General features: G+C 39.4%; 22 protein-coding genes and 1 pseudogene. 11 read left to right on the top strand and 12 right to left on the bottom strand.

The annotated features are described in order from the left end of the window. The first annotated feature begins 19 nt into the window (after positions 1-19). Positions 20-538: a GNAT family N-acetyltransferase gene (locus tag HMPREF0766_RS15720; protein ID WP_002999321.1), complete on the top strand. Its 519-nt coding sequence runs from the start codon at positions 20-22 to the stop codon at positions 536-538. Between the two features lie 37 nt (positions 539-575). Next, positions 576-1,070, top strand: a complete 495-nt coding sequence (locus HMPREF0766_RS15715; protein ID WP_002999317.1) for a thioredoxin family protein — start codon at positions 576-578, stop codon at positions 1,068-1,070. 11 nt (positions 1,071-1,081) lie between these two features. On the opposite strand, the gene HMPREF0766_RS15710 is transcribed toward HMPREF0766_RS15715, so the two are convergent. Then, the gene (locus tag HMPREF0766_RS15710; RefSeq protein WP_002999314.1) at positions 1,082-1,879 is read right to left on the bottom strand and encodes an AraC family transcriptional regulator; all 798 of its coding nucleotides are present in this window, start codon (positions 1,877-1,879) and stop codon (positions 1,082-1,084) included. 91 nt (positions 1,880-1,970) lie between these two features. Here HMPREF0766_RS15710 and HMPREF0766_RS15705 point away from each other — a divergent pair, with 91 nt between their 5' ends. Further along, positions 1,971-3,113 (top strand): NAD(P)H:quinone oxidoreductase, encoded by a 1,143-nt coding sequence (locus tag HMPREF0766_RS15705; protein WP_002999312.1) that lies wholly within the window; start codon positions 1,971-1,973, stop codon positions 3,111-3,113. Between the two features lie 24 nt (positions 3,114-3,137). Here HMPREF0766_RS15705 and HMPREF0766_RS15700 read toward each other — a convergent pair whose 3' ends face one another. After that, positions 3,138-3,638 (bottom strand): YdeI/OmpD-associated family protein, encoded by a 501-nt coding sequence (locus tag HMPREF0766_RS15700; protein ID WP_002999309.1) that lies wholly within the window; start codon positions 3,636-3,638, stop codon positions 3,138-3,140. Positions 3,639-3,790: 152 nt separating this feature from the next. On the opposite strand from HMPREF0766_RS15700, the gene HMPREF0766_RS15695 reads away from it, so the two are divergent. The 3 genes from HMPREF0766_RS15695 (at position 3,791) to HMPREF0766_RS15685 (ending at position 6,374) form a co-directional block, all read left to right on the top strand. After that, complete coding sequence (locus HMPREF0766_RS15695; RefSeq protein WP_002999304.1) at positions 3,791-5,044, top strand: putative DNA modification/repair radical SAM protein; 1,254 nt, start codon at positions 3,791-3,793, stop codon at positions 5,042-5,044. Between the two features lie 4 nt (positions 5,045-5,048). Next, a complete protein-coding gene (locus tag HMPREF0766_RS15690; RefSeq protein ID WP_037460643.1) occupies positions 5,049-5,816 on the top strand; it encodes a TIGR03915 family putative DNA repair protein in 768 nt (255 codons plus the stop codon). Positions 5,817-5,945: 129 nt separating this feature from the next. After that, entirely contained in the window at positions 5,946-6,374 is a 429-nt protein-coding gene (locus HMPREF0766_RS15685) for a DUF3995 domain-containing protein (RefSeq protein ID WP_002999299.1), read from the top strand. Positions 6,375-6,465: 91 nt separating this feature from the next. On the opposite strand, the gene HMPREF0766_RS15680 is transcribed toward HMPREF0766_RS15685, so the two are convergent. Continuing rightward, positions 6,466-7,335 (bottom strand): hypothetical protein, encoded by an 870-nt coding sequence (locus HMPREF0766_RS15680; RefSeq protein WP_002999296.1) that lies wholly within the window; start codon positions 7,333-7,335, stop codon positions 6,466-6,468. A gap of 175 nt (positions 7,336-7,510) precedes the next feature. Here HMPREF0766_RS15680 and HMPREF0766_RS21955 point away from each other — a divergent pair, with 175 nt between their 5' ends. From HMPREF0766_RS21955 to HMPREF0766_RS15670, 3 genes are all read left to right on the top strand, one after another. After that, a complete protein-coding gene (locus HMPREF0766_RS21955) occupies positions 7,511-7,762 on the top strand; it encodes a GNAT family N-acetyltransferase (protein ID WP_002999293.1) in 252 nt (83 codons plus the stop codon). A 3-nt stretch (positions 7,763-7,765) separates the two neighbouring features. Then, positions 7,766-7,930 carry a GNAT family N-acetyltransferase gene (locus HMPREF0766_RS22735; RefSeq protein WP_081454861.1) on the top strand — a complete coding sequence of 55 codons (165 nt, stop codon included), beginning with the start codon at positions 7,766-7,768 and terminating at the stop codon, positions 7,928-7,930. 211 nt (positions 7,931-8,141) lie between these two features. Further along, positions 8,142-9,224 (top strand): linear amide C-N hydrolase, encoded by a 1,083-nt coding sequence (locus HMPREF0766_RS15670; protein ID WP_002999289.1) that lies wholly within the window; start codon positions 8,142-8,144, stop codon positions 9,222-9,224. Positions 9,225-9,307: 83 nt separating this feature from the next. On the opposite strand, the gene HMPREF0766_RS15665 is transcribed toward HMPREF0766_RS15670, so the two are convergent. Then, on the bottom strand, positions 9,308-10,054 hold the full coding sequence (locus tag HMPREF0766_RS15665; RefSeq protein ID WP_002999286.1) for an isocitrate lyase/PEP mutase family protein: 747 nt from the start codon (positions 10,052-10,054) through the stop codon (positions 9,308-9,310). Positions 10,055-10,186: 132 nt separating this feature from the next. Next, positions 10,187-11,077, bottom strand: a complete 891-nt coding sequence (locus HMPREF0766_RS15660; protein WP_002999283.1) for a 1-aminocyclopropane-1-carboxylate deaminase/D-cysteine desulfhydrase — start codon at positions 11,075-11,077, stop codon at positions 10,187-10,189. A gap of 98 nt (positions 11,078-11,175) precedes the next feature. On the opposite strand from HMPREF0766_RS15660, the gene HMPREF0766_RS15655 reads away from it, so the two are divergent. Continuing rightward, positions 11,176-12,222: an RluA family pseudouridine synthase gene (locus tag HMPREF0766_RS15655; protein WP_002999280.1), complete on the top strand. Its 1,047-nt coding sequence runs from the start codon at positions 11,176-11,178 to the stop codon at positions 12,220-12,222. Positions 12,223-12,240: 18 nt separating this feature from the next. Beyond that, on the top strand, positions 12,241-13,098 hold the full coding sequence (locus HMPREF0766_RS15650; protein ID WP_002999277.1) for an aminotransferase class IV: 858 nt from the start codon (positions 12,241-12,243) through the stop codon (positions 13,096-13,098). 78 nt (positions 13,099-13,176) lie between these two features. Here the strand turns inward: HMPREF0766_RS15650 and HMPREF0766_RS15645 are convergent, their stop codons facing one another. The 7 genes and pseudogenes from HMPREF0766_RS15645 to HMPREF0766_RS15615 all read right to left on the bottom strand — a co-directional run bounded on the left by HMPREF0766_RS15645 (position 13,177) and on the right by HMPREF0766_RS15615 (position 22,537). Beyond that, positions 13,177-14,517 carry a TlpA family protein disulfide reductase gene (locus HMPREF0766_RS15645; protein ID WP_236590433.1) on the bottom strand — a complete coding sequence of 447 codons (1,341 nt, stop codon included), beginning with the start codon at positions 14,515-14,517 and terminating at the stop codon, positions 13,177-13,179. An 18-nt stretch (positions 14,518-14,535) separates the two neighbouring features. Continuing rightward, a complete protein-coding gene (locus tag HMPREF0766_RS15640) occupies positions 14,536-15,768 on the bottom strand; it encodes a thioredoxin family protein (RefSeq protein WP_002999272.1) in 1,233 nt (410 codons plus the stop codon). Between the two features lie 787 nt (positions 15,769-16,555). Next, positions 16,556-16,891: pseudogene (locus HMPREF0766_RS22730) on the bottom strand (retropepsin-like aspartic protease); the annotation flags it as partial. A 458-nt stretch (positions 16,892-17,349) separates the two neighbouring features. Then, the gene (locus tag HMPREF0766_RS15630; RefSeq protein WP_002999266.1) at positions 17,350-18,726 is read right to left on the bottom strand and encodes a TlpA family protein disulfide reductase; all 1,377 of its coding nucleotides are present in this window, start codon (positions 18,724-18,726) and stop codon (positions 17,350-17,352) included. Between the two features lie 11 nt (positions 18,727-18,737). Beyond that, complete coding sequence (locus HMPREF0766_RS15625; RefSeq protein WP_002999263.1) at positions 18,738-20,294, bottom strand: PKD-like family lipoprotein; 1,557 nt, start codon at positions 20,292-20,294, stop codon at positions 18,738-18,740. Positions 20,295-20,304: 10 nt separating this feature from the next. Beyond that, positions 20,305-21,078: a DUF4843 domain-containing protein gene (locus HMPREF0766_RS15620; protein WP_002999259.1), complete on the bottom strand. Its 774-nt coding sequence runs from the start codon at positions 21,076-21,078 to the stop codon at positions 20,305-20,307. A gap of 4 nt (positions 21,079-21,082) precedes the next feature. Further along, entirely contained in the window at positions 21,083-22,537 is a 1,455-nt protein-coding gene (locus tag HMPREF0766_RS15615; protein WP_169311220.1) for a RagB/SusD family nutrient uptake outer membrane protein, read from the bottom strand.

Here is a 22,537-nt window from a genome sequence, read left to right as displayed (position 1 = left end):
ATTTACCATATCATATAGCATGAGCGATACCCTAATATTACGTCCGGCCGGAATAGCAGATACAGATAGAATCTGGGCCATTTTACAACAGGCTATTGAATTGAGAAAGCAGGACGGAAGCCGTCAATGGCAGGATGGATACCCTAATCCCGATACGATCCGGCAGGATATTGAATCCGGATATGGGCACGTTTTACTGCTGGATAATAGTATTGTCGGTTACGTTGCCGTTATTTTTGACGGTGAACCTGCGTATGACTCATTGGAAGGCAAATGGCTGAGTGAACAGGAATATGCTGTCGTTCACCGTCTGGCGGTAGCACAGGATATCAAGACCAAAGGTACTGCAACATTTATAATGCAGCAGGTCGAAAGTATTGCCACTGGCCGTAAAGTATATAGCATCAAGGTCGATACGAATTATGACAATCTGGCTATGCTGCGTATTTTTGAAAAGCTTGATTACAGTTATTGCGGTGAAGTATATTTTAGAGGAAGTGCGCGAAAAGCATTTGAGAAATTGCTGCCGGTAAATTAGAGCGTGATTGAAATTTAGATAGTCATTAATTTTGAATATGAAGAATATCAGGATATTGTTGTTTGCCATGTTGGTCTGTAGCGTGCAGTTAGGATTTGGGCAGGTTAAGTCGGGCAACGAAAAGGAAACATATGAGAAACCCTATCATCCGGAAGCGGATGCCCGGAAAGACATAGATGCTTTAGTTGTAAAAGCACAAAAAGAGGATAAGACCATTATCATTCAGGCCGGTGGTAACTGGTGTATCTGGTGCCTGCGCTTTAATACCTACATTCATGAAACCCCGGAGATCAAAGAATTGCTGGATAAGAATGTATTGTATTATCACCTTAATTATTCCCAGGAGAATAAAAATGAAGCCGTATTTCAGAAATATGCTCCTGAAGGCAGTAAATTGGGATATCCTTTTTTCATTGTACTGAATAAGAATGGTCAGGTGTTGAATGTACATGACAGCGGAAGCCTGGAAGCCGGAAAAGGATATGATAAAGAAAAAGTCCTGACTTTTTTCCGGAAATCAATTAGCCAGTAATCGGGTTGCTGTTACTTTTTAGTACCCGGCCTTTTTTTCATTATCGCGAGATAGCTTGAACTAAAGGCTGCGGCACTTTTGTAGCCCACCATATGTGCGATCTGCTTGAGTGTATATTTTCCGGAATCACTCCATTCTATACTTTTAATGACCCGTATCAGCTGAATGTATTTCTGTACGGTAATCCCTGTTTCCTGTTTAAAAATTCTTTCTAAAGTACGTACGGACAGATGAGCGATCTCGCTCAATTGCTGAATCTGTACCTGTTCATGGAAGTGCATATTGATATACGCACATACGGGCAGTAAACGTGTGTCTGAAGGTATGGGAATCTGAAGACTATCAGCTTCTTGGCAAAAGTAAGGGAGACTAATGAGCAATGCATTTAAGAAAGCTTCTTCCTCCTGGTCGGGAGCCATTTGCTGACTCCACTTTTGTGCATACAAAAGCATTTCCTTCAGAATAGCTGGGGCTGCAAATACATGAATATCTTTGTAAAACGCTTCGGTCTGCTTTTCATGGAACAATATTGTCATTAAATTGACTGTCTGTGCTGCAGATGTGGTGCGATGACTGATAGAAGAAGGAATCCACATTACGTGATTCTGTGGTAACAGATAGATTTTCTGTTCCAGATGAACATATTGGTATCCCTCTTCAACATAAAGCAATTGGGCACGGCTGTGAATATGCTCATAATCATCATGTTTCCAATCTTTTTCATACCAGACATATGCATGCTTGCTGATTGTGTCAGACAATTCGCCCTGCTTTTGCTCCAATAAGCCACATTTCATGTCGTTTTGCATATCTTTTTTGGCAAAATTAATAAAAACGTCTGCTTTATCTTTGCATCATATTTTTATTTTACAAACAGATTAAAGAACAAATTGTATTAATATGAGAATAGCAAGAGTGGTTTTCTTAATGATATGGGTTATGATTATGACTAATGGTATAGAAGCACAACAGGACAGGACGAAAGTTTTGGTATTATTCTACTCTGATAGCGGAGGGACGTATGAATTAGCTAAAGAAGTCGCTAAAGGTATAGAAAAAAACGGTCAGGCGATTGCCGTAATCAAACAGACAGCTGTTTCTGCTCACCCGTTATTAAAGGATATTCCGGTAGCATCTGCAGATGAACTGTCTGCTTATGATGGTATTGCCTTCGGCTCGCCGGTTTATTTTGGTAATATCAGTACGGGTATGAGTGCATTTCTGTCAAAGACGGTAGACATCTGGCAACGTCATGCCCTCGAAGGTATTCCTGCGACTGTTTTTATGTCTGCAGGAAGCGGAGCCGGGAGAGAGCTTGCTATTCAGGGGTTCTGGAATAGTCTGGCCGTACATGGGATGATTATTGTACCCAGCGGTATCCGGGGTTATGAACATATCGATAAAACTACTCCTCAGGGAAATACGGTGCTGGGTACGACCAGTCTGGCTTCTCTGAAGAATGTGGCAAGACCCAGTGAAAGTGAACGTTATCTGGCGCAGTTGCAGGGAGAGGCTATTGCAAAGGTCGCATCTGCAATGAAAGGAACATTTGTGAAGGCAGAAAAAACATTGCCGGTAGCTAAAGCTGACCATAAAAATATGTTGAAAGATCTGGGTATTATCCTGCCTGAGGTACCTGCTCCGGCGGGCAATTATCAGCCTTTTGTAAGATCGGGCAATCTGATATTTATTAATCAGGTTGCTTTACAGGATGGAAAGATAGTACATCCGGGCAAAATAGGTGCAGATATAGATGAAAATCAGGCCAGGCAGGCCACAGAAGTGACCATGCTAAATGTATTGGCCGTATTGAATAAGGCTGTTGATGGTGATCTGAAAAAAGTAGTCCGTTGTGTGCAATTAACTGGTATTTTTAATACAAAAGAGGGATACAGCAAGCATGCGGATCTGATGAATATAGCTTCAGATCTTACAGTCAAAGTATTTGGAGAAAGAGGAAAACATGCGAGAGGTACCTTGGGGGCGTCGTCTTTGCCGGTCAATTCTGCTGTGGAAATACAGGCGATATTTGAAGTTGAGTAAATTCCTGTTACCCGGTTTAAAAAGTTAAGATTTCTGTATTCTGCTCAGATCCTGTAAGGTCTTAGCAATACGATCTATTTTTTCTGCTTCTTTTTTAGCAGAACAGATTCTGGTAATAATGGATTTTCTCTCTTTTTCGGGAAGATCCATAAAGCATTTGTATAGATCAGGTTCATCCATAAGACAGTCTTTAAGTTCTTCCGGAATTTCTAATCCCGAACTATCCCGAAAGAGTCGGATATGTACCTGATCTCCATCTTTTTTGTTTATCTTTTTTCTAATATCAGCTTTAACGGGTAAAAACAGTATACCGTTTCCCATGGCCTGAAGATTGTAGTTTCTGATCTCATAATGATCAATAGTACCCCTAACGCTGACCCAGCCAAATTTAGCATTTCGGTCCTGCGCTATTTCCGGAAGACGTACATAATACCAGCCACCTTTTCCTTCAAATTTTTCTATAGTATATACTTTGTCAACAAGAAGATCAGAACCTCTTTTGCTTGTCTGTTGATTTTTGGTCATTATGCAAATGTAAAGATACTTGTGACAATACTATGTCAACAGTGAAACCGAAGGTAAACAAAAAATGAAGATAACAGGAATGTGGAAAATTGATAATTAAAATGTTTTGATATAGCTAATATAATTAGTAATATTGCTAATATAATTAGTTTATGTCAGATCGGATAAAACAAAAACTGGAAATACTGGCCGATGCTGCCAAGTATGATGTAAGTTGCAGCTCCAGTGGAAGTAATCGTAAAAATACAAAAAAAGGATTAGGCGATACCGGAGCTGGTATTTGTCATACCTATACCGAAGATGGAAGATGTGTCTCTTTGCTGAAGATATTGCTGACCAATCATTGTATTTTTGATTGTGCGTATTGTGTTTCCCGAAGCAGCAACGATATCGAAAGAGCAGCTTTTACGGTACAGGAAGTTGTGGATCTGACCATCAATTTCTACAGACGTAATTATATAGAAGGACTTTTCCTGAGTTCCGGTATTTTCAAGAATGCTGATTATACAATGGAACGACTTACAAAAATTGCAAAAAAGCTAAGGCAGGAACACAATTTCAATGGGTATATCCATCTTAAAACAATTCCCGGAGCTTCAGATGAACTGATGTTTGAAGCAGGCTTATATGCAGATCGTCTGAGTGTCAATCTGGAAATACCCACAGAACAGGGGCTCAAACTTCTGGCTCCTGAAAAGAACAGAGCAGATATGGATAAGCCAATGGGCTATCTCAAAAACGAAATCATCCGTACCAAAGAAGAAAAGAAAATCATCCGTGCTGCACCCAAATTTGTTCCTGCCGGACAGAGTACGCAGATGATTATTGGTGCATCCGGAGAATCTGACCTGCATATTATGAAGACTGCGGATCATTACTATCAGCAATATAACCTGAAGCGTGTTTATTATTCAGGTTATGTGCCTGTTTCCAATGATAAAAGGCTTCCGGGGCTTGGCTCAGAAGTTCCGATAATGCGGGAAAACAGACTGTATCAGACAGACTGGCTGTTGAGATTTTACGGATTCAAGCGTGAAGATATCCTCAATGAAACACATCCTCATCTGGATCTGGATATAGATCCCAAGCTTGGATGGGCATTGCGGCATATGGAGCAGTTTCCTGTGGATATTAACCGTGCATCGTATGAGATGATTATGCGCGTGCCGGGTATAGGTGTGACATCCGCAAAGAAAATCGTAGCTGCAAGAAGATTTGGGGCCTTACGCCTGGAAAACTTACAGAAAATAGGAGTATCCGTTAATAAAGTTAAATATTTTATAAGCTGTCAGGGATTTGTACCCATTCGTTCGGACAAACCGGCAGAGGTGATCAAACACTATATTCTGACCTCCGGTAAATCCAAATATGAAAAAATGTTCAATCAACAGTTGTCTTTATTTTAAAAATATGATAATCGTACAGTATGATGGAAGCTGGCCTGGATTAATGTCATTAATCTTTGAGGTATACGAATTTAATATGGAAGTTCACGCCATCTGTAAAAGCAATGAAATAAGCCAGCAACATTTATTTGGTGAGACACATATAGTGTATACAGATGGGAATAAGGCTGAGCGGGTACTCAAAGGAATTGCGCTCAAAGCAGGTAAAAGTGTTGTGCAGGAGCTTTACTGCGCTTATCTTTCAGAACAGAATGATATAGAATTACTGATTCTGCGCCTGGTTCAATATTACCTGGGATCAAAGGTTAAGGTATCTGCTAATTACGGACATGAAGATGTGTTGAAGCTCAAGCAAATTATCAAGTCTGTATCCCGTGAACGTCATCGGTTTAAAGCCTTTGTAAGGTTCAGACAGATGGAGGATGGATTGTATATGGCCAAAATAGAACCTGATTTCAATATTTTACCGCTGATCAGTTCTCATTTCAAAAACAGATATGCAGATCAGTTGTGGCTCATCTATGATGTAAAGCGAAATTATGGAATTTACTATGACAAGTCAGAGGTGACGGAAGTTCAGTTTGATCTCATCCCTTCAGATCAGCATGTAATAAATAAGGCTCATGAGAGTGAAGTTTTATATGACGATTTGTGGAAGCGATATTTTCAGAGTGTAAATATTAAGGCGCGTAAGAATATGAAATTACATATACAACATGTTCCCAGGCGATATTGGAAATATCTTAATGAAAAATCGGTAGCTTTGGGGTGACGAATTCAGGATATTCAGTATATCCTTGTTTTCTTATGTATGTTGAATAATTTCATTACCCAAAGTTATTTTAAAAAGCGTTTGAAATCTATTAAGCAGTAACTATATTATATTTTAATGTGTATTTCCATGATAACATTTGACATTATACCTGCATATGTAAATGCATTTATTTTTGTTTTTCTTGCTGTTCTGCATGTATACTGGGTTGTGGGTGGAGAGTGGGGGATAGCGGGTACGATACCAACAGATAGTAATGGGAGACGAACATTTATACCCAGAAAGGGAGGTACTTTAGTCGTCGCTTTGGGGCTTTTTTTGTTTGCTGCGATCAATCTGATGTATATCGGTCTTCTTCGTGTAGATATCGAACAATCTATATTACGTTATGCCATTATCGGAGTCGGAGGCCTCTTTTTACTACGAGCAATCGGGGATTTTAGATATATAGGGATGACCAAGCGGTTTACACGTACTACTTTTGCGGTCAGGGACAAGTGGATTTATATTCCTTTATGTTTAGTGCTGGTGCTGGGACATGTATTGCTGCTGATGTGACAGTTACTCTTTGCTAAATCAAATGGCCCCGTCAGCAAGATCCTGACGGGGCCATTTGATGTATAAGATCTGTGTTGTCAACAAGGTTGATTTATTTCATTTCCAGTAACTGAGAGAATGTTTTTCCGTTCCAGATATAGGTTTCCTGTTTTTTTGTAATTGTCATTTTAGAATCTTCTTCCTCTGATTCGTACCCCTCACCCTCTTCAATTAGTTTGTATACCAGATTCGGGGCTTTTTTATGTTCTGAAGGAAAGAGTATTTTCTCTTCATGGTAGAATATTCCTCCGTCACTTACTGTATAACGATTTGGCATATCAACAAAGTTACTCCCGTTCCAGCCTACATAATAATACTCAGTCGGAATACCACAAGCCTCACCGGCAAATTGAAGTCTTAAAATGTTTTTCAATCCCTCCAATCCCATATTAGGTAAAAGTTTGCTTTGAAAATAGCCTTGATCAAGGTAATCATAGTGAAAATTATATTTACTGATCAGTTGTCCTGTTTTATCCAATAACTTGACATCGCAGCTATAATACGCAGGAGTTTCATTGCGTTCGGGAACGAATCTTTCAAAACCAAAGATATACCGATTACCTTCATTATCTACCTCCTGTCCCAATGCGAGTAATCCCAGCCAGATAAATCCTTTCTTTGTTTCGTTATTCTTTTGATAGGAAACTTCATGCCAGGGAGCATAAAAACCTTTTATTTTATTGCCATTATAACCAGGGCTCAGGATTTTTACAGCTGTTCCCATAGTCACCGAATCTATCAGTTTGGCTGTGGTATTCGGATAGGAGCGTATGTATGCCTGATCTGCTATTACATATGCTGTAGCTCCTTGCTCGAGATTCCAGAAATTATACTCGCTGGCTAATGCATATGCAGCAGGCTCCTGAGCATTACTTTTTAATGAAAAGATTAGAGTAAGTAAGAGTAAAATATAATTATTCATGCCGTGAAGTTAGGATTTAGTTTTTAGAATTAAGAAAATATATATTTAGGTGCTGTGTGGAGCGGATATTTCTTGTGTTTTTAATTTTAGTGAAAGTTGTCTTGGTTAAGAAAGTACGGCAAGTAATCCTTAAATCTTATATTTTTGCGGGTAAAGGATTTATAACAATAATACTATGGAAAGTCAGCCTATACGTATTGAGCAGGTGGTAGCCCCGCGTACCTGGAATATACGTCAACGTATTCTTTATCCGGATGGATCATTGAGAGATGTACAGATTGATGAAGACTTCGAGGGAACACATTTTGCGGCTTATCTGGATAACGAGATTATTGGAGTAATCTCGGTTTTTCGTGATGGCGAATTATTTCAGTTCCGGAAATTTGCGGTACTGGAAGATTATCAGCAAAAAGGTACAGGCAGTTAGTTACTGCTGGCTGTTTTTGAATTCTGTCGGCGTTTTGATGCTGCAGGTATCTGGTGCAATTCCCGTATTCAGGCAAAGACCTTTTATGAGAAGTTTGGTATGCAGCAGGTTGGGGATCCTTTTGTCAAGAATAATATTCAATATGTTCGAATGCAGTTAGCGTTCTGATAGCTTTATATGGAGTATTTTCAGGTTTTGAATACATAAAACTTTTATCTTTCATCATCCGGATGCACATTCACACGACTGTGCATTATTCTTTACAGTATATGATATTCATCATATACTGATTATTCTTTTATACTTCTAAAACATTTTTACAGTAGAAAGGGTTAACTTAGTTATTATCCTATTATTTAAATAAACTATATTACGAAGTATGGAAAACAAAAAAATATCAACATTCGGACGTCAATTTCAGTTAGCTTGTATCGGACTGGCCTGTGGATTATCTCTTTTACCCTCATCACTGGATGCATGTACACGACTGGTTTACAAAGGACCTTCTAACACGGTAATAACGGCCCGCTCCATGGATTGGAAAGACGATATTCCGGCTAACCTCTGGATTTTTCCAAGGGGGATGAAGCGAAACGGTGAAATCGGACAATATTCGCTGGAATGGACATCCCGTTACGGTAGTTTGATAACCAGTGCCTTTGATATTGCGACCACCGATGGAATGAATGAAAAAGGATTGGTCGCTAATGTGTTGTGGTTAGTAGAATCCAAGTATGAAGCGTTTAATCCGAAAGACGGCAAGAAAGGATTGGCTATATCTGCATGGGCACAGTATATGCTGGATAATTTTGCTACCGTACAGGAAGTTGTTGATGCCATGCGTAAGCATGAATTTGTGGTGGTGTCGGATGTAATTCCCGGAACGGATAAATTTACTGCTTTACATTTGTCTGTTTCAGATGCGGGTGGTGATAATGCTATTTTTGAATATATAGATGGTAAACTGGTCATCCATCATGATCCGTCTTATACCGTTATGACCAATTCTCCGGTGTTTGATCAGCAGTTGGCCCTGAGTAATTATTGGTCATCTATTCCTGGTAATATTATGTTGCCAGGGACCAATCGCGCTGCTGATCGTTTTGCCAGAGCCAAATTCTATCTCGGAGCTATACCGCAGACAGATGATACTCGGGTAGCTGTAGGAAGTGTAATGAGTGTTATTCGTAATTGTTCCGTTCCGTTTGGAATATCTTCCGAACAAGAGCCTAATATATCATCCACACGATGGAGATCGTTGTCGGATCATAAAAATCTGGTTTATTATTTCGAGACTGTGCTGACTCCAAATACATTTTGGGTAGATATGAAAAAGGTTGACTTTAGTGAGAAAGGTAAAGTATTAAAGCTTTCAGTTGCTCATAATGAAACGTATTCAGGTGAATCTTCCGGTTCATTTAAAGTCACTGCTCCGTTTAAATTTGCGGGTGCAACTTTTTAATATAAATTTACATTCTACTTTAGAATAAAAAAGCTCTCCATATGCAATTATGGAGAGCTTTTATCACTTTTTTTGTTAACCTCTTATTTTGGAAGTACGGGCTGCTTTTTGAAAGCAGTCAATGCTTCTTCAGCCTGCTTCATCAACCATTCATAAAGCTTGGCCCCGTGACTCAGTCTTTTGACTCCCAGTTCTCCCAATTCATCGAAGTTAGGAAGATTAGGTGTCAGAAAAACATTCAGCGGTAAGGCTACTTCAGTTGTAAATTGTTGAATATCTGTTTTTGTTTCTATAACTGGTACAAATATGCCATCTGCTCCGGCCTCCTGATAAATCAGTGCACGTTCTATAGATTGTTTGAGTGCATCTTCCTGTTTGGTTACATAGGTGTCGGTACGGGCATTGATGTAAATATCCGTTACAGATTTGATTGCTTTTATTTTGTCTGCCAGCAATTGTGCACTTCCAAGACTACGTTTCCCATTTTCAACCTGACCATCTTCCAGGTTGATCCCCGCTACACCAATATCGCTAAGTTGTTTCACATACCTGGCTACAGTTTCCGGATCATCAGCATATCCGGCTTCAAAATCTACGGATACAGGAATTTTTACGGCTTTAACAATTCGTTGTACAATGAAAAATAACTCTTCAAAGGTTATATTCTCTCCGTCTTCATAACCCAGAAGGTTAGCGATAGCATGACTGGAAGATCCTAAAGATGCGAATCCTGCTTTTTCTGCAAGCTGAGCGGAATGTGCATCCCATACATTTCCTAATAGAAGAGGAGTAGACTGTTGATGTAATTGTTTGAATAAGGGTTGTGACATAGACTTTTAATGTTGATAATACCTATTAAACGCCTGTAGGGTACTAATTGTTTGGATAAAAAGCGAACGGAGCTTATGGATGTGTAAATTATCGCTATCAAAATCAGACTAAACAAGATCCCGGTTTTACGCTCAAAAGCGATCATACATACCCAAAAAACCGGTCAGTCCGCCAGTATGAATAAGTAGAATACGGGATTCCGGCTTAAAATAATCCTTTCTGATGAGATCGTCTATTGCGAAAAACAGTTTGCCTGTGTAGGTAGGTTCAATCATAATGCCGGTATGGGATACGAATGCACGTATAAACTCCAGCAGCTCCGGTTTAGTTCTGGCATAACCACCAAAATGATAATCTGTATGTAGTATTATCCCTGAAGGATCTACAGCAAGGTTTTCCACTTCCTTACGAATAAATGCTCCTCCCTTCAAAACCGGTACAGTGTGTAATGTTGTCTTTAGGTTAGCTTTCTCGAGTCCCAGTTGTAATCCGGCTACAGTAGTACCTGTACCTGACGCACAACAGATATGGTCATAATCTTGCTGAAGCTCTTCGATAATATGAGCACAGCCTTCTGCAGCTTCTCTGCTGTATCCACCTTCATCAATAAAGAAGGTATTGTCCGACTGTTCACCAAAATAGTGCAGAAAAAGTGATGTTTTATCCTGATATTGATCCCGGCTTACAAAATGAAGTTTCATGCCGTATAGACGACAAAGTGCGAGTACAGGATTATTGACTTCTTCACCGCGTACCATACCATGAGTCCGGAATCCGAATTTAGCTCCTGCACAGGCTGTTGCCAACAGATGATTGGACCATGCACCTCCGAAAGTAACCAGGATCTGTTTGTTTTGCTTCAGCGCTTTCCGGAGGGGATACTGAAGTTTTCTCCACTTATTTCCCGAGATATAGGGATGAATAAGGTCATCCCGTTTGACATATATCCTTACTTTTTTTTCAATATAGAGAGGGGATACTATTTCTTCTTCAGGGCTGTGAAAATTGAATGTCAATTCCATTGTAAAAAATTAAACCTTATCTGTAGCGTCAAATGACTGACATATTCGGTTACTTTTACAAAAGTAAGAGGATTTTGTCTTAATTCAGTTATTTTTGTATGATGGCAGAAGATTTAGCATTACAGGAACAGGACGAGCAGGAGTTGTTCGAGCATTTGAGAATTGAGGTAGACAAGGGACAGGCTTTGCTGCGTATTGATAAGTTTTTAATGAACAGGGTCGAAAACGCTTCCCGCAATAAAATTCAGAATGCAATAGATGCTGGATCTGTGCTGGTCAATGACAGCGTTATCAAATCCAGCTATAAGGTGAAGCCATTTGATATTATCTCAGTGGTATTACCCGATCCGCCAAGAGATACGGAAGTATATCCGGAAGATATTCCGTTGGATATCATATTTGAGGATGATGAAGTGATGGTTGTTAATAAAGTTGCGGGCATGGTCGTTCATCCCGGATTTAATAATTATACAGGAACACTGGTCAATGCATTGACCCATCATTTCAATCAGTTGCCGACTATGCCGGGTAATGCCGGCCGTCCGGGATTGGTGCATCGGATAGATAAGGATACAAGTGGTCTGTTGGTGATTGCCAAATCAGAATGGGCAATGACCTATCTTGCTAAACAGTTTTTTGATCATAGTATTATGCGAAAATATGTGGCTATGGTATGGGGAGATATCGCAGAAGACGGTACAGTAACCGGTTATATAGGTCGCAATCTGAAAGACAGGAGAGTGATGACGATGTATGATGACTCGGAGAAGGGTAAATGGTCGGTGACTCATTATCGTGTATTGGAAAGATTGGGTTATGTAACGCTGATCGAGTGTCAGCTTGAAACCGGACGTACACATCAGATCCGCGCACATATGCAATCCATCGGACATCCTTTATTTAATGATGTTGCCTATGGCGGAGATCGTATTCTGAAAGGTACGGTATTCAATAAGTACAGACAGTTTGTTGAAAATTGTTTTGCTTTATTACCGCGACAGGCGCTTCACGCACAGGTTTTGGGATTTGAACATCCTAAGTCAAAAGAATTTTTAACATTTGAAACACCATTACCGGAAGATTTCCGTTTAGCATTAGAGAAGTGGCGTGGTTATTCCACAACATCAGGTCAGGAGATCAACTAATTTATATTTAGAATTTTTATGTCTACAACATATATTAATTGCAACGGGAAGATTGTGCCCGAAAGCGACGCTGTGGTGTCGGCAGACAACCGAGCTTTCCGGTATGGTGACGGTCTCTTTGAGACTATGCTTTGGAAAGACGGAGATATCCGGTTTTTACCCTTTCATATAGAGCGTTTACAGGAAGGACTCCGGATGTTACATATGGAAGACACGCATCGGTTTGATGCCTTTTTTATCAAATCCAAGACGGAAGAATTGATCCGTAAGAATAATATGCTGGGGCAGCAGGTACGGGTACGTTTGATCGTCTATCGTGACGGGGGAGGATTATATGGTCCTGAAACTAATAAAACGGCTTATGTACTTCAGATTGCACGTATACCAGAGTCGCTAAGAGATAAGAAGGTTGGCCTTATTGTAGATCTGTATACAGAATATCGTAAACCTTACAGCGATCTTTCTAAATTGAAATCCAATAATGCTTTGATATATGTCATGGCAGGTCTGCATAAACGAAAGCACCGTTTTGATGAAGTATTGTTACTGAATCAGGAAGGCTATCTCTGTGAAGCCTTGTCTTCGAATATATTTGTGTTTTATGAAAAGGTATTATACACCCCTGCGATTTCAGAAGGCTGTATAGCCGGGGTAATGCGCAGAGTCGTGATGGATATGGCTACGGATGAAGGTATAGCTGTAGTAGAGGCCCAGATCAGTCCCGAAATTATGAGCCAGGCAGATGAGATCTTTTGTACCAATGCCGTGCACGGCGTACAATGGGTAATGGGGTACAAGCAAAAAAGATACTTTAATAAAATATCCAGAATACTACAGGAAAAATTGCTGACCTGGAATTATCAAACTGAAGAGTAGAGGTTTATAAAGTTTCTGACTTTTTCTTCATTGTGTTATAAAAAAGCTGTCTTACCATTGGTCAGACAGCTTTTTTATTTACCTGGCTAACCAAGTTTCAATTAGCAATTTAAGTTTAGGGTCACTCGGTCTTGGACTGTCTGTCGTAATGATATTTCCTTTTTTATCAATCAGCATATAACGTGGAATACCGGTTACTTTATAGGCTGCTGAAAGATCATTTCCAGGGCCGGCATGTAGTTGTATACCTTTTAGATTTTTCTCCGGTACATATTTATCCCATGCTTTTTTATCCTGATCTACCGATATGCCGACAAAGGCGATATCTTTCCCTTTGAACTGCTCATTCAGCTTTTCCCAATAAGGTTCTTCCGCTTTGCAGGGACCGCACCATGTTGCCCAAAGATCTATCAAGACCAGCTTTCCTTTCAGGTCGGCCAGAGAAACTTTTTTACCGCTTATGTCCGGATAGCTAAAGGCAACCGCCTGCGTGCCTTCTTTCGTATCTGCCAGCTTAACGGCGATAGCCTGTGCGCGTTCCTGTTGCTCTTTCAATATAAAGTATTGCTTGTATTGATTATACAATTCCTGATATTCGCTATAGGAGCGGGTTGCTGTAAGTCGGGCTAATACATATTGTCCTTTTATGACATCTGCAGGAATAGCTTCTACCTGTTGTCCGAAGGTCGGTTTACTCGCCAGATCTATTTTTTTATACACTAAACTGGTCATGAAACGATCTCCATAAGGGAAGTTTAGCAAGTCTTCTGAAAGAAACGGATCTGATTTGAACTGGATATAGTAATCAGAAAGTTCTTCTTTGCTTGGATGTGCAGAACGAGGTGTATAGAGATAGCCGATAGCCAGATTGGCAAAATCAAAATCAACTATTTTTGGAAAAAAGGCATCAAATTTGGTGTTTCCCGTTTTATTCCGTGATTTGATTGCATCGAGTTGAGTATACATTTCTTCTACTTCAGGAAAGAAATCCATGTAGGTACTTATTGTGGTCCAATAGACAGATTTATCCAATAGCGAATAAGATGCCTTGAACCAGTCCGTCAGTGCAATGTTTTCAGGACTATTGTTTCCGGAAAGCGAATAATTTGCTTTTTCTAAGCGAATGTTCAGTTCGTCATTTCCTTTAAAATAGAATTTAAATACATGACGTAGACTTAGGGCATCCGATCCGCCGACCGCGTACAATCCCTGATATTCAGGCGTGAATTTGAAAGCAAAACGTTCGGATGAGTCAGGCGTAGCCGTAGCTATTTCCACCAGACGGCCATTCAGTACCTTGTAAAGAAATACTTTTGCATAGGCTTTCTTATCTGCAGTTCCGTTTATAATAGTGGCATTTTGGGCCATCAGGCTACTGGTCAGCAGACTCAGTAACAGAATGATTAAGGAAGTTCTCATATGATTTATAATATTATTTTAGTTTAAGGAGTAAGGAATCGTAGTTAATGCGTTGACTGGTTTTAACGCCATTACTGTATTACTTTTGATCGCATTTTCCAGTTCCGCGATTACTTGTGCGGAGATCAGCGGGTTTTCCTCTGCATTCATCTGATTCTTTTTTAATTTCAGAATCTGATCCATAGCGGCTTCTTTATGTCCGAGATATGCCTTGATCAGACTGTATTTATATTGATCAGCAGCGTTTGTTTTCGTGTTTGTCAATGCTGTACGGTATTTTAATTCCAATGCATTCAGGATATCAGTATGCTGTTTCTGATCAATAATAAGCTGTGCATATGCATTACTTTCTGCATCCCATGATGTGAAAGGTTTAAATTGTGCTATGAGTTTTAGGTAATCCGTAGCATTACCACCATTTTTGTAGTAATCTGTAATAAATATGGGTAAATATACAGACCACAGGCGCTCATTGTAAGCAGGTCTGATATAATCCAGAGTGGCCAATAAGCTGTCTTTTTGATTGTTTTTACCAAATCCCGCAATATTGGCTTTTGCTATTGAAGTAACCTTGTTTTGTAGAATGGATGCACCATATCGTTCCAGTAATTCAGGAAGATGATTGTATACAAGCTGATTGTAATGTGAGATATTGGAGTTCAGAATACATACAAAGGGAACCTCAGAAAGCGGATCAGATTGTTTATCCAGATATTCCTTTACTACTGAAGATTCAAACTTCTGTCCGGTCATCATATATCGGGCAGAATAGAAATCCGGATAAGATTTGTTCAGATCAGTATCGAAAGCTCTAAAAAGACCTTTAGATGCTTGCTCTTTAGCTGTCTCTAATAATGCTGCAAAACGATCAACTGCATAAAAGCCGGATTCCATTGTAATTAATTTTCCTGTTGCATCCAGCAATAAGAAAGTTGGGAAGCCACTCACCGAATATTTGCGGGACAAAAGCTTACCATCAATTTCTTTAAATACATCAGTTTTGAAAAGCAGGTAACCTTTATTTAATAGGGATACGATCTTGGGATCGGGAAAGACTTCGTTGTCCATTTGTTTGCAGGGCATACACCCCTCAAAATAAAGATCAATCAGAATAAGCTTATTTTCTTTTTGTGCCTGCGCCTTTAGTTGCTCAAATGAACCTTTGAAGATTTGAAGTTGCTGTGCAAATGATCCTGTACCGAACAATATCAGTATAAGGAGTATATAAATTTTACTGGTATATGTTTTCATATTATCGGCTAATGGTGTATGATTTTTTAACAGTATCAGATGATGATTCTACAGTAATAGAGGTGCCTTTTTCCAGATTCAAGATGCTCTCCAAAGCAGCCTTATCCTTTAAAAAAGTATGTGTCGGAATGCCGTTGATACTCGAGATGGCTGCTCCGGTTGCTAATTTTACTTTTTCATCCTCCGCACCAACTAGACTGAGTAAGCGTAATTTACCTTCCGAATCATAACCGAAGAGATAACTTCCGATTGAAAAATCCTGAGGATATGGATACAAGTGATTAGGTTCGAGATATATCTCCCGGTTTTGGAGATTGATTGTGAAATTATATCTGCTGATCAGGCGTACGCCAATAGATCCGTCAAATTCAGGTTTCCAGTTCTCATTGTTAGCGCCGCCAGCCATCAGGGTTACGGGCAAATCCGGCACTGCAGGCAGGTGTGAAAAAGAAAAGCTGTGACTTCTTCCTGTAAAAGTAGGTGAGACCATACCCATGCTCGCTGTGGTTCCCTGGTACTCCGGTTTAAATCCGCTGACCAGCAGTCTGTTTGTCCGTACAAAAGGTCTGAAGCATATCAATGAGTAAGATGCTCCTGTATCAAAGACAAAATTTCCGGGATAGGCTTTTCCGGGACGGATCTCCAGATTCCCCGGAATAATAAGCAATCCTGCAGGCATTTCAACAGGGATTGCATGTCCTTGTTGTTCGTACTGATAATCTCCAAAATCGTAGAGCAGCAATTCGCATTTGTCATAGTCAACTTTTGTGATAAATCGCTTTACCAGGCTATTGCCGATGATGCCATCTGTCTCTCTGTGCATCTCCGGGAATATCGCAATACCCTGACCCTGCAATTTCAGCGTATCTAAAGAAATCTTATTATTATCAGATACCTGAATCTGCATATTTCCTCCCACTACAGAGGCATTATTCTGCCGCGTTACTTTGAGTCCGATTTCATCCGCAAGTTGTTGGCTGACGGCCATACCGTCTGCTCCTGTGTCAAATAATAACCGCAAAGGGCGTTTAAAATCATTAATCTTTACAGACAGTATTATTGTCCCGTCGTGATTCTCAAATGGTATTTTAGCCCGTAATCGAGACGTTTGATAACGATTCATGCCGTAGAGCTGATCAAAAAGATCCATATAGAGTATACGATCTGCTGAGTCGGTATAAAAGGCTGTCTGTACAGTGCTCTTATCTGTTTTGCTGATCTCTATTGCTACCTTATGTCCTGAGTTCTGCTTTTGCATGGAGATGAATCTGACATTCTCAGCAGCATAGCTCGAGAGGATGTGATCCAGATAGCGTACTGCTCCTTGCTGCGTGTTGCCGGCAATAGAAAATGAGGGCGCTAATGCTGCTTTCAAATTAGCAGAGTTCTTGTCCTTAAAGGCTTGCCGGATTTGCTGTACAAGTTTGTGATCCTGTTGTGCAAATGCAAAATTTAAACATAGCAAGTGCAGGAAGATCAATATTGATCTAAAAAAAATACGATTCATATGCTTTCTTGGTATTGATAAATCAATACCGTCTGAAAAGAAGATTTTACTTTTCAGACGGTGTAATTATCAGGTTATTGTTGCAAAATTTTGTTTAACAATGTTTTCAACTCCGGATTAGAAGGTCTTGGAGAATCTGTTGTGACAATCTTTCCTTCTTTATCAAAAATCATAAAACGCGGAATGCCTTTAATTTTATAGTATTGTGCCAGATCGCCCCATCCTGAAGCAAACAACTGAAGGCCACCCAAATTTTCATCCTTGATCATCTTAGCCCATTTAGCCTTATCTTTAGCCTCGTCTACAGAGATACTTACAATCTGCAGGTTTGTTCCTTTCATCTCTTCTTCAAGCTTTTTCAAATAAGGAATTTCGGCTTTGCACGGGCCACACCATGTTGCCCATACATCGATCAGGACAACTTTGCCCCGGAGATCTTCAAATTTTACAGTCTTTCCGTTAGGGTCCGGATAGGCAAAATTCAAACCCGCATCTCCGGCTTTCAACTGAGCAAGTTCTGCCATAATATCCATATTACGTTTCTTCTGACTTGAGGTAACTATCAAAGAGCCATATTGATCCATAATTTCTTTATAAGCTTCAAATGTTTTCAGTCTGCTCACCGCATCTAATACAGCATCTCCCTTAAGAGTGTCATTTGGCAAAAAAACAAATTGATCTTTTACACCTTGTATTCCCTGAGCATATTTGATCTTTTCCTGCTTCATATTGAGCATTATAATACCCGAGAGCAGACGACGTCCCCACGGATTTTCGTAAACCAGTTGCGTGGTTGTTGCAAAATCCTTTGCTTTTATTGTTTCATAAAAGGGACTCAATTCATCCGTAGCCGGATGTGCTGATCTTGGAGTACTTAAAAAATTAGTAGCATATAGCGCCAGATCACTGTTCATGTAGCTTTTAAGATGTTTGTCGAATTTAGGGTTGCCGGATAATTTACCTTGTTCAAATCCTTTTGCTTTTTCAGTAATGCTTTCCAGATCAGGGAAGAAATCAACGAAAGTACTCTGCACTTTCATGAAGTTGATTGCTTTTTGTTCTAAGGGGAAGACCAGATCATGCCATTGGGTTAAAATCTGATTTTCTTTACTGTTTTCAGTTCCTGTCAATACATAGCTGGAGTCTAATAATCTTACTGATAATTTGTCTCCGGATTTGAAATAGAATTTATAATTATCATTCGGACTGCCTGAGTTTCCTGTTCCTAAAGCATATAATCCTTCGTATTGAGGATAGAAAATAAAACCAAATTTACCTTCACCCTGAGGAGTGGAAGTTGCGATTTCTACAGCATTTCCTTCCACAACTTTAAAAAGTTTGACTGGTTTAAGAAATTCTTTTTCCAGGCTACCTTTTATTTCTACCGGAGATTGGGCAAATGCTGCTAAACCGGAAAGGGCTGATATAAATATTAAGAGTGTTTTTTTCATGATAGATTAAATTAGGAATTAGGATATGTGTTTTCAGCGACTCTTGGCGAAATATAGAGGATGTTTTTCGGCGAACCTTTTCCTTCTAATGTTTGAAAAGGTGTAGATTCCAGATTGCCTGAATTCTTTTTGAACATTCTGATTTTATAATTTGACCCTATTTTAGATCCGATGATTACAAAATTGAAGTTAAAAGCTACATCAGCACTGTTAGTATATTTTAGATGTCGGATGAATGTAACTTCCTCACCAGCGGGAAGAGCATATTGTAATTGTTCAAATTTGTTACTCAGATTATAACTGTATATCTGCTGATTGCGGTTAGCAAAGTACAGCAAGTTTTCATCTTCAGTAAGTAAACTGTAATGAATCGCATTAAAGATCTGTCTGGAACTGGCAATAGTGTCATTTGTGATTTTTAATACCAGTTTGTCCTGTTCCAGATAAGATATGGTTTTTAGTGAAGGATTTGTTTTGTCCTGAAAAACACCATAACCTTTTACCAGATAATAAGAGCTTGGAGAAGGCAAATACACGGAATTTTTGTAACCCATATACAATGCTGTTTTATTATTATTCTTAACAGGTACCGGAGCATTTGCTGATGTTGAAAAATTTGTCAGAATAGATCCTGAGCCATTAGCCTGAGTAACGAATGAACTTGAAATATTGTCGAATAATATGGGATCAGCATTCGTACTGGTACAGAAGAACTTTGATAATTCGTATGTGGAATTGTTTGCATCTATCATTATCCTGTTTCCGAATTGTCCGGAGTTCGGAGAGAAGGCGTTAATATTATAAAGCTGCCCTTTGTTTAATACATGGTTAGCAGTAGAGGCTATGAATACAGCGGAAGCAGGTCCGACATCCTGAGCACCTCCTAAAAAAATATCCTCCTTATTACGAATAGTTTTGAGTGTATTGAGATTAATCGCTTGTATGTCTTGTTCCGTGGAAATCATGATCGCCCGTGTATTGCCTAACGTTCCTGTCACTGTACTTTTGTAAGCTGAGAAGAAACTTAAGGAAGTGGCTTTGCCGTCTATCTTTTTACCATTAACAAGACTAAATACATCTTCAACTTTTTCTTCCGCTTTGGCACTGGCCGGGGTTAGGAAAAGATCAAGGTCAGATTGAGTTCCATCGTCTTTTAACACATACCATCCACGGGTAAATTGTGTATTAACTGTGAGTGTAGAATTCTTGTATTGGGTGTATCCGGTCTTTTTGTTGCGTACCATAAATACCAGTACCCAGTCTTTGGCATCCTCCCTTACATAATAATTCAGATCTTTCGTCCTGCCAATAGTATCTAATGGCTCAATGCGCCCCTGAACATTCGTTTCATAAATCCCCCATCTGTATTCAAATTCTCCTTCTTTATTTGATCGTGCAGTAGGAGTGAGTTTTAATGTGTCTTTCTGGGAGATGAGAGAATAGCTATCCCGGATTCCCTCAATAGTAATCAGTTCTCCATCTGTATAGTCGTAATTACTTTTGTCTTTTGCACAAGAGAACAAGAGTAATCCTCCTATTATATGTAATAAAAAAATAGTTGTTTTCATATTCAGTAGATTAAGGAAAGAAAATAATTACACCGTTTTCATCCTTTAGTGGATTGTTAGGATGCTCTTTATTATAATTGATTAAGGCGGTCGCTAAGAACGATTTATAGTAATTAATAACATCCAGCGGAATGTTTGACATAAATGGCTGATCCCATCTTTCATTAGTTACTTCAATCATAAAGGCATGTTTTACCACACTGTATGGTCCCAGGTAATACTGACTATAGGAAGCTGTCCAGGCATCGGGTTTACTTAGCCGGTCTGTAAAACTAAGTTTACGCCATAACTTCGTTTGTTCACCAAACTTGAAATTGTCATTTTCCTGAACAACGATTCCCAGATTCAATGTTTTAGATTTTAATTCAGGATCTCTTTTAAGGATTACCGGAACCTGAGCATGTACAGAATCTGCTTTGATAACATAAAGTCGCTGAACAGAAGGATCATCAAAGGCAACATAGTGTTTACCTGGTACAGCATTCTCGAGACCAGCCAATTGCATTTGTTGGATTTTGTAAACACGATCTGTGTTTTTGATGCCCCCGATGGTGTAAATGTCAAAATATACTGTATCCAATTCTATATGATTTTCATCATAGTAAAAGGTCGCAGATTTACTGGTGTCTGCGTATTCTGAATAAATAGTTTTACCCGTATACTGCGGCGGTCCGAATTGAATTCTCGCTACATCATTAAAATAATAATACTGATCCTTCTGACAGGAAGCAATAGTTGCCATAACAAAACAAGCAACTATAAGAAAGTATGTATAGTTCTTCATTTTTCTATTGATTTGTAATTTCTACCGTTGGCATTGGTAGAAGGTAATTGACTGTAGCTGCCGTTGGAACAAATAAAATTTGAGATTTGGGAGCATTTGTACGTTTGAATGCAAAGAAGGCCTGTCCTTCAGCATAGAATTCTTTTCTATACTCTTTGAGAATTTGGTTATTCAGTTCCGGTTCATTCTGCGGTACGGCCAACTGTGAAATATTACGAGCAGCACGGAATTGTTTGAAATATTCTATGCCCTGTGCAAATGGTGCGGCTTCAGCTGCAATCAAATACATCTCACTGATACGTAGCATGGGTATTTGTTTGTAGTCGTTGTCGATTGAAGTTGCAGTGAGTTCCAGGGGCATGTACTTAGAGATAACATAATATTTGGAACCGTTAGTTAATGTTATTAAAGACCATAGCGATGCCTCACGCATATCAGTTCCTGTATTTCCATAGAGATCTCTGCTGATGGTCGTAACTGTTGTTCCTTTACGGTACATACCACTACCAAAATAATTAGTATAAGTTTTATTCATATTATTTTCATACAGTCCGAAGATATGTTCACCGGTAAGCACAAAATTCTTTGCCGTAAAATCGGCACCGGTCCCAAGTTTGAATTTCTGAGCGCCGTTTGAATCTTTTGCTTCGATCACTTCACTTGCTGCGGCAAAAGCCAGATCCTTTTCTCCATACCATAGATGAGCTCTTGCTTGCAGCGCTTTCACAGCATAGTAATTCATACGTAAAGGTCTGTAGGCGAAATACGTATCGTCCGGAAAGAAATCCCCGGTATTTGGTCTGCGGAGCTCTGTGAGACTATACTTAATAATTGGATCGAAAGGCTTTAGCAATGTTTCCGCGTCTTTCAGATCCTGAAAGATTCTTAGCTTAAACTGATCGTAAGGAATATGCTCGTTAATTCCTTTTCCAAAAGTGGTGACATATGCCAGTTGATTACCTTTTGAAGGCTCAAGAGGCATTGGGCCGTAAAGACGAATCAGATCAAAATGTAGATATGCACGAAGAGCCAGACACTCAGCTTTTACAAGCTCATACATGTTCTTTGTTTTTAGCACAGCCCTCTTAGATTCCAAATTTTCTAAAATCTGATTGATATGAGCAATAGTTCTGTATTGCTGACTGAAAGTACCGTTAAATACTGCTGTAACTTTTTCGTCCTGATAATTGAACAGACCCATCTGCTGTTCAAGTGTGCCTGATGAGACATCCCAGCTGGAAATAAGACTTTCTATTGCTCCGTAGCTTAATTGTCTTCCATATATGTTTTCATTTTTGGCATTGATATATACACCGGCTAATGCATCTTTAAAACCTTGTTCTGAATCAAAAAGAGCTTCTTCCGGTATTTGTGTCTTGGGTAGAACATCCAGATACTTATTGCAGGAGCATACCAGAAATGCTGCTGCTATACAGGTGATTATTAATTTCTTTTTCAT

This window comes from Sphingobacterium spiritivorum ATCC 33861, from assembly GCF_000143765.1.
Classification (GTDB): domain Bacteria; phylum Bacteroidota; class Bacteroidia; order Sphingobacteriales; family Sphingobacteriaceae; genus Sphingobacterium; species Sphingobacterium spiritivorum.
This window is presented reverse-complemented; position numbering and strand designations above follow the sequence as displayed.